This is a genomic window from Nocardiopsis yanglingensis (assembly GCF_045809185.1).
Taxonomy (GTDB): Bacteria; Pseudomonadota; Gammaproteobacteria; order Xanthomonadales; family Xanthomonadaceae; genus Stenotrophomonas; species Stenotrophomonas yanglingensis.
The window spans coordinates 23255-37028 of record NZ_JBJNRH010000003.1 but is presented as its reverse complement, the minus strand read 5'-3'; the positions used below and the strand labels follow the sequence as shown (position 1 = coordinate 37028).

15 protein-coding genes are annotated in these 13774 nt (G+C 67.6%); all 15 read left to right on the top strand.

Annotated features, from left to right (window positions below; translation table 11 throughout):
* The first annotated feature begins 308 nt into the window (after positions 1-308).
* Positions 309-674, top strand: a complete 366-nt coding sequence (fliE, locus tag ACJ7C5_RS06015) for a flagellar hook-basal body complex protein FliE (RefSeq protein ID WP_014037113.1) — start codon at positions 309-311, stop codon at positions 672-674.
* A gap of 13 nt (positions 675-687) precedes the next feature.
* Positions 688-2334: a flagellar basal-body MS-ring/collar protein FliF gene (fliF, locus tag ACJ7C5_RS06010; protein ID WP_049444832.1), complete on the top strand. Its 1647-nt coding sequence runs from the start codon at positions 688-690 to the stop codon at positions 2332-2334.
* On the top strand, positions 2327-3328 hold the full coding sequence (fliG, locus tag ACJ7C5_RS06005) for a flagellar motor switch protein FliG (RefSeq protein ID WP_005409550.1): 1002 nt from the start codon (positions 2327-2329) through the stop codon (positions 3326-3328). Before fliF ends, fliG begins: the two co-directional genes overlap by 8 nt.
* On the top strand, positions 3325-3966 hold the full coding sequence (locus tag ACJ7C5_RS06000) for a FliH/SctL family protein (protein ID WP_099479183.1): 642 nt from the start codon (positions 3325-3327) through the stop codon (positions 3964-3966). The genes fliG and ACJ7C5_RS06000 overlap by 4 nt, the downstream gene beginning before the upstream one ends.
* Complete coding sequence (locus ACJ7C5_RS05995) at positions 3963-5348, top strand: FliI/YscN family ATPase (protein WP_005413257.1); 1386 nt, start codon at positions 3963-3965, stop codon at positions 5346-5348. The genes ACJ7C5_RS06000 and ACJ7C5_RS05995 overlap by 4 nt, the downstream gene beginning before the upstream one ends.
* Positions 5349-5351: 3 nt before the next feature.
* Entirely contained in the window at positions 5352-5819 is a 468-nt protein-coding gene (gene fliJ, locus ACJ7C5_RS05990; protein WP_049434692.1) for a flagellar export protein FliJ, read from the top strand.
* Entirely contained in the window at positions 5819-6955 is a 1137-nt protein-coding gene (locus ACJ7C5_RS05985) for a flagellar hook-length control protein FliK (protein WP_412703320.1), read from the top strand. The genes fliJ and ACJ7C5_RS05985 overlap by 1 nt, the downstream gene beginning before the upstream one ends.
* 203 nt (positions 6956-7158) lie before the next feature.
* Positions 7159-7674, top strand: a complete 516-nt coding sequence (locus ACJ7C5_RS05980) for a flagellar basal body-associated FliL family protein (RefSeq protein ID WP_012480107.1) — start codon at positions 7159-7161, stop codon at positions 7672-7674.
* 10 nt (positions 7675-7684) lie between these two features.
* On the top strand, positions 7685-8689 hold the full coding sequence (gene fliM / locus ACJ7C5_RS05975) for a flagellar motor switch protein FliM (RefSeq protein ID WP_049431106.1): 1005 nt from the start codon (positions 7685-7687) through the stop codon (positions 8687-8689).
* Positions 8686-9021, top strand: coding sequence for a flagellar motor switch protein FliN (gene fliN, locus ACJ7C5_RS05970; protein ID WP_005409543.1), 336 nt, complete (start codon positions 8686-8688; stop codon positions 9019-9021). Before fliM ends, fliN begins: the two co-directional genes overlap by 4 nt.
* The gene (gene fliO / locus ACJ7C5_RS05965; protein ID WP_094001354.1) at positions 9018-9437 is read left to right on the top strand and encodes a flagellar biosynthetic protein FliO; all 420 of its coding nucleotides are present in this window, start codon (positions 9018-9020) and stop codon (positions 9435-9437) included. The genes fliN and fliO overlap by 4 nt, the downstream gene beginning before the upstream one ends.
* Position 9438: 1 nt before the next feature.
* The gene (gene fliP, locus ACJ7C5_RS05960; protein ID WP_005409541.1) at positions 9439-10218 is read left to right on the top strand and encodes a flagellar type III secretion system pore protein FliP; all 780 of its coding nucleotides are present in this window, start codon (positions 9439-9441) and stop codon (positions 10216-10218) included.
* A 59-nt stretch (positions 10219-10277) separates the two neighbouring features.
* Entirely contained in the window at positions 10278-10547 is a 270-nt protein-coding gene (locus ACJ7C5_RS05955) for a flagellar biosynthetic protein FliQ (RefSeq protein WP_012510965.1), read from the top strand.
* 13 nt (positions 10548-10560) lie between these two features.
* On the top strand, positions 10561-11352 hold the full coding sequence (gene fliR / locus ACJ7C5_RS05950) for a flagellar biosynthetic protein FliR (RefSeq protein ID WP_043395550.1): 792 nt from the start codon (positions 10561-10563) through the stop codon (positions 11350-11352).
* Between the two features lie 275 nt (positions 11353-11627).
* Positions 11628-13763: a putative bifunctional diguanylate cyclase/phosphodiesterase gene (locus ACJ7C5_RS05945; RefSeq protein ID WP_412703319.1), complete on the top strand. Its 2136-nt coding sequence runs from the start codon at positions 11628-11630 to the stop codon at positions 13761-13763.
* The last annotated feature ends 11 nt before the right edge of the window (positions 13764-13774 follow it).

Here is a 13774-nt window from a genome sequence, read left to right as displayed (position 1 = left end):
AGCAGCAGGTTCCAACAGATCGCGGCCAACTGTCGAAGGCGGGGTGGGTCGGTTGCGGGGGCGTGAGCGCCATGGATGGCGCGACCGAGCCTCCATGGACGGATTTACGGCGTCCCCCGCAACCGGACCCACCCCGCCACCCCACGGATAGCCCGCCGTTGACGTTGACGTTGATTTGGCGGGTGCAGGGCGCAGCCCTGCCAGCACATCCACAACCCTCACTTCACTGAATCGAAAACCGGTTTCGGCACGGCACTTGCACCTGCTCCAGCAGACAACCCCATCCCCTGTTTCTGGAACCGTTGCAGATGTCCCACTCCGTCACTTCGATCCTTTCGCAGATCCGCTCCTATCAGACCCAGATGGGACAGCCGGCGCTCAACCCGCTGGGCGAAACGCCGCGCAGCAATGCCCTCCCGGGCACGGTGCTGGATGCGCCGCAGGTGCAGCCGGCCAGCTTCACCGAAACCCTGCGTGGTGCGATTGCCGGCGTCAACGACGCGCAACAGAAGTCCGGCGCCCTCGCCAAGGCCTTCGAAATGGGCGACCCCAGCGCCGACCTGGCCAAGGTGATGGTCGCCTCGCAGCAGTCCCAGATCGCCTTCCGCGCCACCGTGGAAGTCCGCAACCGTCTCGTCCAGGCTTACCAGGACGTGATGAACATGCCGCTGTAAGGAACGTTGACGCATGGCACTGACGCTCTCCAAGGACAGCCTGAACGCCGAGAAGGCCGGGCAATGGTTCGACCGCCTGCAGAGTCTGCAGATCACCCGTCGGCTGGGCCTGATGGCGATGATCGCGGTGGCGGTGGCGGCAGGCCTGTCCGTGTTCTTCTGGTCGCAGAAGCCGGGCATGGTCCCGCTGTACACCGGCCTGGACCAGAAGGCGACCGCTGAAGCGACCGACCTGCTGCGCGCCGCGCAGATTCCGTTCGCGCTCGACCCGGCCACCGGCGGCATCACCGTGCCGGAAAAGAACCTGCATGATGCCCGCCTGAAGCTGGCCGGCTCCGGCCTGACCGACAGCGGCAAGCTCGGCTTCGAGCTGATGGAGCGTGATCCGGGCTTCGGCGTCAGCCAGTTCGTGGAAAGCGCACGCTACCAGCATGCGCTGGAAACCGAGCTGTCGCGCACCATCAACACGCTGCGCCCGGTGCGCGATTCGCGCGTGCACCTGGCCATTCCCAAGCCCAGCGCCTTCACCCGCCAGCGCGACGTGGCCAGTGCCTCGGTCACCCTGGAACTGCGTGGTGGCCAGCAGCTGGAACGCAGCCAGGTCGATGCCATCGTGCACATGGTCGCGGCCAGCATTCCGGACCTCGCTCCGGAACGGGTGACCGTGGTCGACCAGAGCGGGCGCATGCTCAGCATCACCGACCCGAACAGCGAGGCGGCGGTCAACGCTGCCCAGTTCGAGCAGGTGCGTCGCCAGGAAACCTCGTTCAACCAGCGCATCCGCGAGCTGCTGGAGCCGATGACCGGCCCCGGCCGGGTCAATCCGGAAGTGAGCGTGGACATGGATTTCTCGGTAACCGAGGAAGCTCGTGAGCTCTACAACGGTGAACCACAGAAGCTGCGCAGCGAGCAGATGAGCGAGAACACCACCAGCACCCCCGGCCCGCAGGGCGTGCCGGGCGCGACCAGCAACAGCCCGCCGGGCCAGCAGGCCGCACCCGCCACCGCACAGACGCCTACCGAAAGCAGCAAGAACGCGACCCGCAACTACGAGCTGGACCGCACCCTGCAGCACACCCGCCAGCCGGCCGGCCGCATCAAGCGCGTCTCGGTGGCGGTACTGGTGGACAACGTGCCGCGCGCCGGTGCCAACGGCAAGGTCAGCCCGCAGCCGCTGTCGGCTGCCGAACTGACCCGCGTCGAGGCACTGGTCAAGCAGGCCGTCGGTTTCAATGCCGAGCGCGGCGACACCGTGTCGGTGATGAACGCCCCGTTCGTGCGTGATACCACGCCGGTCGAAGGCCCGGCCTGGTGGGAGCTGCCGTGGGTGCACGATGCCGGCCGCATGCTGCTGGGCGCCGTGGTGGTGCTGGCATTGCTGTTCGGCGTGCTGCGCCCGGCATTGCGTGCGATCACCGGCCAGAACAAGAAGAACGACGAACAGGCACTGGAACCGCACACCGCGGACGTGCAGCTGGTCGATGACGATGGCATGCCGCTGCCGGCGCTGGGCGCCGACCGGGCCAGCCTGGGCGGGCCGGATGCACTGGCCCTGCCGGTGGATTCATATGAGGAACGACTGCGGATGGCGCGTGAAGCCGTGAAGACCGACTCCAAGCGCGTGGCCCAGGTGGTCAAGGGCTGGGTGGCCAATGACTGAGGCACAACTGACCGGCGTGCAGCGCGCGGCCGTGCTGCTGCTGTCCCTGGGTGAGCTGGATGCAGCCGAAGTGCTGCGCCACATGGAACCCAAGGAAGTGCAGAAAATCGGCATCGCCATGGCCACCATGACCGACATCACCCGCGAACAGGTGGAACGGGTGATGGACCAGTTCGGCCAGGAGCTGGGCTCGAAGACCTCGCTGGGCGTGGGCTCGGACGACTACATCCGCAACATGCTGGTGCAGGCACTGGGCAGCGAGAAGGCCGGCAACCTGATCGACCGCATCCTGCTCGGCCGCAACACTACCGGCCTGGACGCGCTGAAGTGGATGGACCCGCGTGCGGTGGCCGACCTGGTACGCAACGAGCACCCGCAGATCATCGCCATCGTGATGGCGCACCTGGAAACCGACCAGGCCGCCGACGCGCTGAAACTGCTGCCGGACCGCACCCGCGTGGACGTGCTGCTGCGCATCGCTACCCTCGACGGCATTCCGCCGAATGCGCTGAATGAACTCAACGAGATCATGGAGCGCCAGTTCGCCGGCAACCAGAACCTGAAGTCGTCCAACATCGGCGGCGTGCAGTGCGCGGCCAACATCCTGAACTTCATGGACAGCGGCCAGGACCAGGCCATCCTGGGCGAAATCGCGCGCATCGATGCGCCGTTGAGCAACCGCATCCAGGACCTGATGTTCGTGTTCGACGACCTGGTCGACCTGGATGACCGCGAAATGCAGCTGGTGCTGCGCGAAGTGAGCGGCGAGCGCCTGGGCCTGGCACTGCGCGGTGCCGACATCAAGGTGCGCGACAAGATCACCCGCAACATGTCGCAGCGCGCGGCGGAAATCCTGCTGGAAGACATGGAAGCCCGCGGCCCGGTGCGCCTGTCCGACGTGGAAGGCGCGCAGCGCGAGATCCTGGCCATCGTCAAGCGCATGGCCGATGAAGGCACGGTCACCATCGGTGGCAGCGCGGAGGCCATGCTGTGAGCAACGTCGTGCGCTGGCTTGCCCCGGACCTGCTGGCCCAGCCCGAACCGGTGCTGGATCAGGAGGATGCGTTCGAACTCACCGAGCCGGACCCGGAACACGAGCCGGAGCCGCCGCTGCAGCTGCCGACCCTGGAGGAAATCCAGGCCATCCAGGACAGCGCAGAGAAGGAAGGCTTCCAGCACGGCCATACCGAAGGCTACGGCCAGGGCCAGGCGGAGGTGCGTCGCCTCGCCGCGCAGATCGAAGGCATCCTCGACAACTTCAGCCGACCGCTGGTGCGGCTGGAGAACGAAGTGGTCGGCGCACTGGGCGAGCTGGCGGTACGCATCGCTGGTGCGTTGGTCGGTCGCGCCTATGAAGCTGACCCGGCACTGCTTGCACAGCTTGTCGGTGAAGCCATCGACGCAGTGGGTGGCAGCACCCGCGAGGTCGAAGTGCGACTGCACCCGGACGACATCGCTGCCCTCGCCCCGTTGTTGAGCCTGCCACCACAACAGCGCCTGGTGCCCGACACCAGCCTGAGCCGCGGCGATCTTCGCGTGCACGCCGAAGCCGTGCGCATCGACGGCACCCTGGAAGCCCGCCTGCGAGGCGCGCTGGACGCGGTGATCCGCCAGACCGGAGCCAATGCATGAACCCCGATCCGCAGCCGACGCCACCACCGGCCGACTGGGCCATGGCCCGCAACCTGCGCCTGGCCCGTCGGCTCGACGGCCTGCGCGTGGATACCGCCCATGGCCGTGGCCTGATCCGCGAAGGCGTGCTGCGCCGCGCGGTCGGACTCACGCTGGAAGCGGTCGGCTGCGAGGCACCGCTGGGCGCCAGCTGCAAGGTGGAAGTGGTCGATGGCGGCTGGGTCGATGCCGAAGTGGTCGGCTTCGCCGGCGAGCGCACCTACCTGATGCCCAGCGCGGAATTGCACGGGCTGCTGCCCAACGCACGGGTGGTGCCGTCCGCGCGCCGTGGCGGCGTTGAAGTGGGCGAAGGCCTGCTCGGCCGCGTCATCGACAGCGACGGCGTACCGCTGGACGGCAAGGGCCCGATCCGCGCCGAGGGCCATGTCGGCATGGCCGGCGTGTCGATCAATCCGCTGGCACGTGAGCCGATCACCCAGCCGCTGGACGTCGGCGTGCGCGCCATCAACGCCCTGCTGCCGATCGGCCGCGGGCAGCGCGTGGGCCTGTTCGCAGGTTCCGGTGTCGGCAAGTCGACGCTGCTGGGCATGATGACCCGCTACACCGCCGCCGACGTGATCGTGGTCGGCCTGATCGGTGAACGTGGCCGCGAAGTCCGCGATTTCGTCGAGACCACGCTGGGCGAAGAAGGCCTGCGCCGCGCCGTGGTGGTCGCCAGCCCCGCCGACCGTCCGCCGCTGGCACGCCTGCACGGTGCCTACCGCGCCACCGCCATTGCCGAGTGGTTCCGCGACCAAGGCCTGAACGTGCTGCTGCTGATGGACTCGCTGACCCGCTTCGCGCAGGCGCAGCGCGAGATCGGCCTGTCGGTGGGTGAACCGCCGACCACCCGCGGCTACCCGCCGTCGGTGTTCGCCAAGCTGCCAGCGCTGGTCGAACGCGCCGGTAATGGTGCCAAGGGCCGTGGCTCGATCACCGCGTTCTACACCGTGCTGACCGAAGGCGATGATCCGCAGGATCCGATCGCCGACGCCGCGCGCGCGATCCTCGATGGTCACATCCTGCTCTCGCGCCGCGTGGCCGACAGCGGCCTGTACCCGGCCATCGACGTCGAATCGTCGGTCAGCCGCGTGGTCACGGAAATCGCCGACGAGCCGTGGCGCCTGCGCATCCGCAAGCTGAAGCGGCTGGTCTCGGCCTACTCGGCCAACCGCGACCTGATCGCCATCGGTGCCTACCAGCGCGGCAACGACGCGGCCACCGACGAAGCCCTGGAACGTTGGCCGGAAATCATGGAGTTCCTCGGCCAGGACGTTGCCAAGGCCGCAGATCTCCCGCACAGCCAGGCGGCACTGCAGCGCCTGGTGGAACAAGAGAGTTAAGCCATGAACCAGTCCAAGCGCATCGATCCCCTGCTCAAGCGGGCCCAGGAACACGAGGACGCAGTCGCCCGCGATCTGGCCGAACGCCAGCGCGTGCTCGATACCCATCTATCGCGACTGGACGAACTGCGCCGCTATGCCGAGGAATACGCGAACGCGCAGATGGCGGCGACCAGCCCGGCGCAGCTGCTGAACCGGCGTGCGTTTCTCGACCGCCTGGACAGTGCGGTCGAACAGCAGCAGGCCACGGTCAATGGCAACCGCGAGAAGGTGGAAGCCGAGCGCGCCCGCCTGATCCTGGCCAGTCGTGACAAGGCCGTGCTGGAACAGCTGGCCGCCAGCTACCGCGCACAGGAGAAGGTGGTGACGGACCGCCGCGACCAGCGCGAAATGGACGACATCGGTGCCCGCCGCGCCCGCCTGGTACAGACCGAAGACCAGGACGGCGCCGAGCAGGGAGGCCGCTCGTGATGCCCGCGCCATTGGCCAGCAGCGCCAACGCGCAGCCGCAGCAATCCGGCAGCAGCGCACCCCGCGCACCACGCGGTGATGGCAGCAAGGAGTTCAGCCAACTGCTGCAGGGTGGCTCGCCGGGTGCCGATGCACCCTCGAAACCCGCGAACACGCCGACGCCGTCCACGCAGAGTCCAGCGTCCGACAGCAACGGCCAGGCCGGCGCCGAGCGCAGGCCGGACAGCGCTGCCGCCCCCGAAGAGCCAGCCGTCACGGTGCCCGCAGCACCGGCCAAGCCGGTTGCCGAAAAGGACACCCCGGCCACGAGCGATGAAGCCCCTTGGCCGCCGCTCGGCCTGGCCGGGCTGGTGCTGGCGATACCGGCGCCTGCCGATCCTGCCACCGCTCTGCCAGCCGCGGCAGTGACGGCCAGCGACGCAGGCGGCAACGCCCTGCCCGCGCCCGCTGCACCTCCGGTCGCAGCGACCCTGCCGTCCACAGCGGCGGCTGCCACATCGTCCACCGCCAGCAGCGGCGCCGACCAGGCGACCACACTGCCGTTGCCTGAGCTGGTGTTGCCCGGCAAGCGCAGCGAGCGCGGTGAAGGCAGCGACGCAACCCTCATCGGCGACCGCGCCACGGCGACGCTGCTGCATGCGCCGGGCAACGCGGCTGTGCAGGATCTGAAGGCCGCGCTCGCTACCGGCAACCCCATCTTCAATGGCGAACCAACACCGAAGCCAGTGCTCGGTGACGATGGCTTCGACCAGGCCATCGGCGCGCGCCTTGGCTGGCTGGCCGACCAGAAGATCGGCCACGCCCACATCCGCCTGAGCCCGGACGACATGGGCCCGGTTGATGTGCGCCTGCAGTTGAACGGCGACAAGGTGCATGCCAGCTTCAGCAGCCCACACGTGGATGTGCGCCAGGCACTGGAAAGCAGCCTGCCGCGCTTGCGCGAACTCCTCGGCGAGCAGGGCTTCCAGCTGGCTCATGCTGATGTTGGTCATCAGGCGCCCGGTGGTGACGGCAATGCGTCAGGCCAGGCCAGTGGCGGCGGCATCGCGGGTGACGGAGAACCGTCGCCGGGCGAGGCCAGCGTGTCGTCCGCGCAGTTGATCCGCCAGCGCGGGTTGCTGGACGCGTACGCCTGACAGGCGTGCCAACCAAGGTTGGCACCCACCAGAGCGGGGTGGTCGGCACCTGCCAGTATCGCTTTGGTGGGTGCGGAGCTTGCTCCGCACGGCCGCACCGGCACCCCACCGGCACCCCGACGGAATTCCGTCGCACCCCTCTGCCCCTACTCCGGCACACTCTTTGCATATCCCGGTGAAGCAACCCTCAGGAGCTTCACCCCGTGGCCGCAGCCGCTGACAAAACCAAGAAGACCGCCGAGAAGGACAAGGCCGCCAAGCCGCGTAGTCCGATCCTGATCACCGCATTGGTGGCCGTGCTGGCCGCCGCTGCCGCCGGTGGCGGCGTCTGGTTCTTCACCCAGTCCAAGCACGAAGACAAGGCCGCGCAGGCCCCGAAGAAGACCACGACCCCTGCGCCGGCCCAGTACTTCGCGCTGGACCCCGCGTTCGTGGTCAACCTCAACGGCCCGGTCGATGGCCCGCGCTACCTGCAGCTGGAAGTGCAGCTGATGACCCGCGACCCGGCGGCGCTGGAAGCGATCAAGACCCATGCCCCCGCCATCCGCGCACGCCTGCTGATGTTGTTCTCGCAGGTCAGCCCCGACCAGATCGCCGATGTCGCCGGCAAGCAGAAGCTGCAGGCCGCTTCGCTGGCCGAAGTGCAGAAAGTGCTCAAGGCCGAGACCGGCAGCAACGGCGCCGACGATCTGCTGTTCACCAGCTTCGTGACCCAGTAAGGGCCCACCGATGAATGACCTGCTGTCCCAGGACGAGATTGATGCCCTGCTCCACGGCGTGGACAGTGGTGCGGTCGAAACCGATCCGGAACCGCCATCAGGCGAGGCGCGTTCGTACGACTTCGCCAGCCAGGACCGCATCATCCGCGGTCGCATGCCGACCCTGGAAATGGTCCACGAGCGCTTCGCGCGGCTGTGGCGGATCGGTCTGTTCAATCTGATCCGCCGTTCGGCCGAACTGTCGGTGCGCGGCATCGAGCTGATCAAGTTCAACGACTACATGCACTCGCTGTATGTGCCGACCAACCTGAACCTGATCCGCTTCAAGCCGCTGCGCGGTACCGGCCTGATCGTGTTCGAACCGACCCTGGTGTTCGCCATCGTCGACAACTTCTTCGGTGGTGACGGGCGCTACCCCACCCGCATCGAAGGCCGCGAGTTCACCGCCACCGAAATGCGGGTGATCCACCTGCTGCTGAAGCAGACCTTCGCCGACCTTCGCGAAGCCTGGGCACCGGTGATGGATGTCGACTTCGAGTACATCAACTCGGAAATCAACCCGCACTTCGCCAACATCGTGACGCCGCGCGAGTACGTGGTGGTGTGCCGCCTGCACGTCGAGCTCGACGGCGGTGGTGGCGACATCCACGTGACCCTGCCGTACTCGATGCTGGAGCCGATCCGCGAACTGCTCGACGCCGGCATCCAGAGCGACCGCAACGATCGCGACGAGAGCTGGGGCCAGACCCTGCGCGAACAGCTCAACATCGCCGAGGTGACCCTGTCCAGCGTGCTGGCCAGCAAGCGCATGACCCTGCGCGACCTGACCCAACTGAAGGTCGGCGACATCCTGCCGATCGAGCTCAGCCCGCAGGTGCCGCTGTGCGTGGAGAACATTCCGGTGTTCACCGGCGAGTTCGGCATCGCCAACGGCATGAACGCCGTGAAGATCACCGCTACCCATCCGCCGGGCACCCGTCCGCGCGTACCCGTCATCCAGGAAGACCCGCAATGAACGATATCGACGCCCTCGAACCCACCCCGGCCCAGTTCAGCAGCCTGCAGGCCGATGAGGCGAACGGTCCGGACCTGAACCTGGACGTGATCCTTGACGTGCCGGTGACCCTGTCGCTGGAAGTCGGTCGCGCCCGCCTGCCGATCCGCAACCTGCTGCAGCTCAACCAGGGCTCGGTGGTGGAACTGGAACGCGGCGCTGGCGAGTCCCTGGATGTCTTCGTCAACGGCACCCTGATCGCCCACGGCGAGGTGGTGGTGATCAACGACCGCTTCGGCGTGCGCCTGACCGACGTGGTCAGCCCGAGCGAGCGGATCCGGAGACTGCGTTGAGCCTGCTGGCCTCCACCCTGCTGGCGGTCGGCAAGACCGCCACACCGATCGGCCCGCAGGTCGGCCAGCACGCGGCCGCCGCACCAAGCCTGTTCGGCGCGGTGCTGGCGCTGCTGGCAGTGCTGGCGCTGGTCATCGGCCTCGGCTGGCTGCTCAAGCGCCTGCCCGGCAGTGGTTTCCGCCCGGCCGAAGGCATGAAGGTGGTGGCCAGCCTGAGTGTCGGTGCCAAGGAGCGCGTGGTGGTGATCGAGGTCAACGGCCAGCAGCTGCTGCTGGGCGTTACCGCCGGCGGCATCAACACTCTGCACACCCTGCCCGAACCGCTGCCGCCACCCGCGCCGGTGCGCGTGCCGGACTTCAAGAATCTTCCGAATTTCGCCCAGCTGCTTCAACAGCGGCTGCGCAAGGACCCCTGACATGCGTGTCACCCGTACCCGTCTTGCCACCCTGATGCCGTGGCTGCTGATGCTCGCCCTGTGCCTGTTGCCGGCACTGGCATTCGCCGCGCCCGGCGCGCCGACCACCCCGCTGCCGGACATCAACGTCGGCAAGATCGGTGGTGCGCCGGTCAGCCTGCCGCTGCAGACCCTGCTGCTGATGACGGCGATCACCCTGATCCCGTCGATGCTGCTGGTGCTGACCTCGTTCACCCGCATCATCATCGTGCTGGGCCTGCTGCGCCAGGCGCTGGGTACCGGGCAGACGCCGTCCAACCAGGTCCTGCTGGGCCTGGCCCTGTTCCTCACCGCGATGGTGATGATGCCGACCTGGGACAAGGCCTGGAGCACCGGCATGGCGCCGTACCTCAATGGCGAGATCGACTTCCAGACCGCCTGGACGCTGACCACCACGCCGCTGCGCGGCTTCATGCTGGCGCAGATCCGCGAGACTGACCTGATGACCTTCGCCGGCATCGCCGGGCATGGCACCTACGCCAGCCCCGACGCGATCCCGTTCCCGGTGCTGGTCGCCTCGTTCGTCACCAGCGAACTGAAGACCGCCTTCGAGATCGGCTTCCTGATCTTCATTCCGTTCGTGATCATCGATCTGGTCGTGGCCAGCGTGCTGATGTCGATGGGCATGATGATGCTGTCGCCGATGCTGGTCTCTGCACCGTTCAAGATCCTGCTGTTCGTGCTGGTGGATGGCTGGGTGCTGACCGTGGGCACGTTGGCGGCGAGCTTCAATCCAGCCTGATATCCCCCGCAAAGCGCAGTCGAGCATGGCTCGACGCTACATAAGCAGATGGAACCCGAATGACTCCCGAACTTGCCTTGACCGAACTGCGTGGTGGCCTGATCACCGTGCTGTGGGTGGCCGGCCCACTACTGCTCACCGTGCTGGTGGTCGGCGTGGTGGTCGGTGTTGTACAGGCTGCGACCCAGCTGAACGAACCGACCATCGCCTTCGTCGCCAAGGCGGCGGCACTGACCGCGGTGCTGTTCGCGCTGGGCAGCCTGCTGATCGGCCACCTGGTTGAATTCACCACGCTGCTGTTCCAGCGCATCCCGCATCTGATCGGCTAGGACACGCGCTTCGATGGACGCCGCCACCCAGATGGCTGCTGACGGCCTGCAGGCCTTCGGCATGATCGGCACCGTGCTGTGGACCATGCTGCGCATCGGCGCAGTGGCCATGGCCATGCCGATGGTCGGTACCCGTGCCGTTCCCGCACGGGTGCGCGTCGTGCTGGCTGGGACCCTGGCCATCGCGCTGGCGCCGCTGCTGCCGCCGGTTCCGGACTGGACCGGTTTCGATGCCGCTACGGTGCTGACCATCGCCCGCGAACTGGCCATCGGCGTATCCATCGGCTTCCTGCTGCGGCTGGTGTTCGAAGCCGGCGCGATGGCCGGCGAACTGATCGCCCAGGGTACCGGCCTGGCCTTCGCGCAGATGAGTGACCCACTGCGTGGCGGCACCTCGGGCGTGATCGGCCAGTGGTTCTATCTGCTGTTCGGCCTGCTGTTCTTCACCGCCAACGGGCACCTCGCGCTGATCTCGCTGGTGGTGGACAGCTACCGGGCGCTGCCGATCGGCGCACCGCTGCCGGACCCGCACGCCTTCTTCAGCATCGCCCCGACCTTCCTGCTGACCGTGCTGCGCGGCGCACTGACCTTGGCGATCCCGCTGACCGTGGCGATGCTGGCAGTGAACCTGGCGTTCGGCGTGCTGGCCCGCGCCGCCCCGGCACTGAACCCGATCCAGCTGGGTCTGCCGGTCTCACTGCTGCTGGGCCTGTTCCTGCTAGCGTTGCTGGCCGGGGAAATGGGTCCGCCGGTACAGCGCCTGTTCGATGCCGCCTTCCAGGCTGCGGACGCGGTCACACACTGACCTGATCATCACGTTTCACTGCTTGCCATGCCTTTGTTTCTGTAGAGCCGAGCCCATGCTCGGCTGCCGCTCCTGCCGAAGGCAGCCGAGCATGGGCTCGGCTCTACAGGGGCGCAATTTCACGTTTTGCTGCTTGCCCTTCCCCCGGGTCTGCGCGTTAGAGTGAATGCGCGGCAACCGGGGGGATGCCGCACCTGGCCGCCGCCCTGCGTCGGCCTGCCTCATGCATGCCCCACCGTGGTTTCCGTCGACAGGCAGGTCCGGGAGACTGACGAATGCTGGTAGGCACGTACAACCCGTGGCTGGTGGCGATCTCGCTGCTGGTTGCCGTGATGGCTTCGTACACCGCGCTGGCGATGGCCGGGCGCACGGTCACCGCACCCGGCAAGGGCGCGGCGTGGTGGTGGCGCCTCGGTGGCGGCTTCGCCATGGGCCTGGGCATCTGGTCGATGCACTTCATCGGCATGCTCGCCTTCGACCTGCCCATTCCGCTCGGCTACGACCTGCCGATCACCCTGCTTTCCCTTGCACTGGCCATCGCCTCGTCGGTGTTCGCGCTGTGGCTGGTCTCGTTGCGCACGCTGCCGCACCCGCGGCTGGCCGGTGGCGCCCTGCTGATGGGCACCGGCATCGCCGGCATGCACTACGTCGGCATGGCCGCAATGCGCATGCAGCCGGGCATCGACTACGACCCGGGCTGGCTGCTGTTTTCGCTGATGGTCGCCGTGGCCGCCTCGTGGACCGCGCTGTACGTGGCGTTCCGCCTGCGTGCGCAGCGCACCCGTGTCGGCGACCGCTTGGCCGCGGCCGGCCTGCTCGGGCTGGCCATCGTCGGCATGCACTACACAGGCATGGCCGCCGCACGCTTTCCGGAAGGCAGCATCTGCGGCGCAGCCGTGGGCGATGGGCTGCAGAGCGAATGGCTGGCCATGCTGGTGGTGATGCTCACCGTGGCGATCCTGGCCGTGGTGCTGGTGGTGTCCTGGCTGGACCAGCGGGTGGAGGCGCAGCTGCTGCGCCTGCGCAATTCCCTGTTGAGCACCTCGCTGACCGACGCGCAGCAGGAACTGACCCAGGCCGCACTGCACGACCCGCTCACCCGCCTGCCCAACCGCCTGCTGCTGCAACGTCGGATCGTGCAGGCACTGGCCGAAGCCGAACAGGGCGGCAGCCGTTTCGCTGTGATGTTCATGGACCTGGATGGCTTCAAGCAGGTCAACGATGCCTATGGCCACCAGGCCGGTGATGCACTGCTGGTGGCGGTGGCCGAACGGACGCGCCAGCTGCTCCGGCCGAACGACATGCTGGCCCGTCTGGGCGGTGACGAATTCGTATTGGTGGTGCGCATCGAGCACGACGAGGATCTTCCGACCCTGGCCCGGCGCATCCTGCAGGCGGTCGGCAGCGGGCCCCTGCTGCCGGACAACGAACTGCAGGTGACCGCCAGTATCGGCGTGGCGATCTGTCCCGACCACGCTGCCAGCGAGCGGCAGCTGATGGCCTTTGCCGATGCAGCGATGTACCAGGCCAAGGAATCCGGACGCAACGCCTTCGTGCTGTTCGCCGACTGGATGAATGACAGCGCCGAACAACAGTTCCGGCTGCTGGCCGACCTGCGTCGGGCCATTGGCAGCGAGCAGCTGTTCCTGCACTACCAGCCGAAGATCCAGGTTGCCACGCAGAAGGTGGCCGGGGCCGAAGCGTTGATCCGCTGGCGCCATCCGGACCATGGCCTGATCCCGCCGGACCGCTTCATCCGCCTGGCCGAACGCAGCGGTGCGATCAACGACATCGGGCGCTGGGCACTGGACCAGGCCTGCCTGCAGCTGCGCCGCTGGCACGATGCCGGCCACGAGGGCTGGTCGATGTCGGTGAACCTGTCGCCGGTGCAGTTCAGCTCACCGCACCTGCTGCAGGATGTGCGCGAGGTGATCGAGCGCCATGGCATCCCCGCGCGCCACCTGGTGCTGGAGATCACCGAAAGCACGGTGATGCGCGACACCGACACCAGCCTGCGCCTGCTGCAGGCGCTGTCGGCACTGGGCGTGGGCATTTCCATCGATGATTTCGGTACCGGCTATTCCAGCCTGCTGTATCTGAAGCGGCTGCCGGCCACCGAGATCAAGATCGACCACGCCTTCGTGCGCGACCTGGAACACAGCGCCGAGGACGTGGTGATCGTCTCGGCCATCGTGGCGCTGGGCCACGCGCTGGACATGGACATCGTCGCCGAAGGCGTGGAAACCGCCGCCCAGCGCGCCTACCTGGAGCGGCTGGGCTGCGACTACCTGCAGGGCTACCTGCTGGGCCGCCCGGTGGATGCGGCGCGCTTCATGCAGCTGCATGACCTGCCCCGGCCTCGTGTGGAACTGGCGCAGAGCCCGCCGCCGGGCGACAGCGCCCCCCTGTAGCTGAGGACGCC

Coding starts and splice junctions, on each gene's coding strand:
- fliP (WP_005409541.1), top strand. CDS start 9,439: ATGCGTGTCACCCGTACCCGTCTTGCCACCCTGATGCCGTGGCTGCTG.
- ACJ7C5_RS05985 (WP_412703320.1), top strand. CDS start 5,819: ATGCCCGCGCCATTGGCCAGCAGCGCCAACGCGCAGCCGCAGCAATCC.
- fliF (WP_049444832.1), top strand. CDS start 688: ATGGCACTGACGCTCTCCAAGGACAGCCTGAACGCCGAGAAGGCCGGG.
- fliE (WP_014037113.1), top strand. CDS start 309: ATGTCCCACTCCGTCACTTCGATCCTTTCGCAGATCCGCTCCTATCAG.
- fliG (WP_005409550.1), top strand. CDS start 2,327: ATGACTGAGGCACAACTGACCGGCGTGCAGCGCGCGGCCGTGCTGCTG.
- ACJ7C5_RS05995 (WP_005413257.1), top strand. CDS start 3,963: ATGAACCCCGATCCGCAGCCGACGCCACCACCGGCCGACTGGGCCATG.
- fliM (WP_049431106.1), top strand. CDS start 7,685: ATGAATGACCTGCTGTCCCAGGACGAGATTGATGCCCTGCTCCACGGC.
- fliR (WP_043395550.1), top strand. CDS start 10,561: ATGGACGCCGCCACCCAGATGGCTGCTGACGGCCTGCAGGCCTTCGGC.
- fliJ (WP_049434692.1), top strand. CDS start 5,352: ATGAACCAGTCCAAGCGCATCGATCCCCTGCTCAAGCGGGCCCAGGAA.
- fliN (WP_005409543.1), top strand. CDS start 8,686: ATGAACGATATCGACGCCCTCGAACCCACCCCGGCCCAGTTCAGCAGC.
- ACJ7C5_RS05945 (WP_412703319.1), top strand. CDS start 11,628: ATGCTGGTAGGCACGTACAACCCGTGGCTGGTGGCGATCTCGCTGCTG.
- ACJ7C5_RS05955 (WP_012510965.1), top strand. CDS start 10,278: ATGACTCCCGAACTTGCCTTGACCGAACTGCGTGGTGGCCTGATCACC.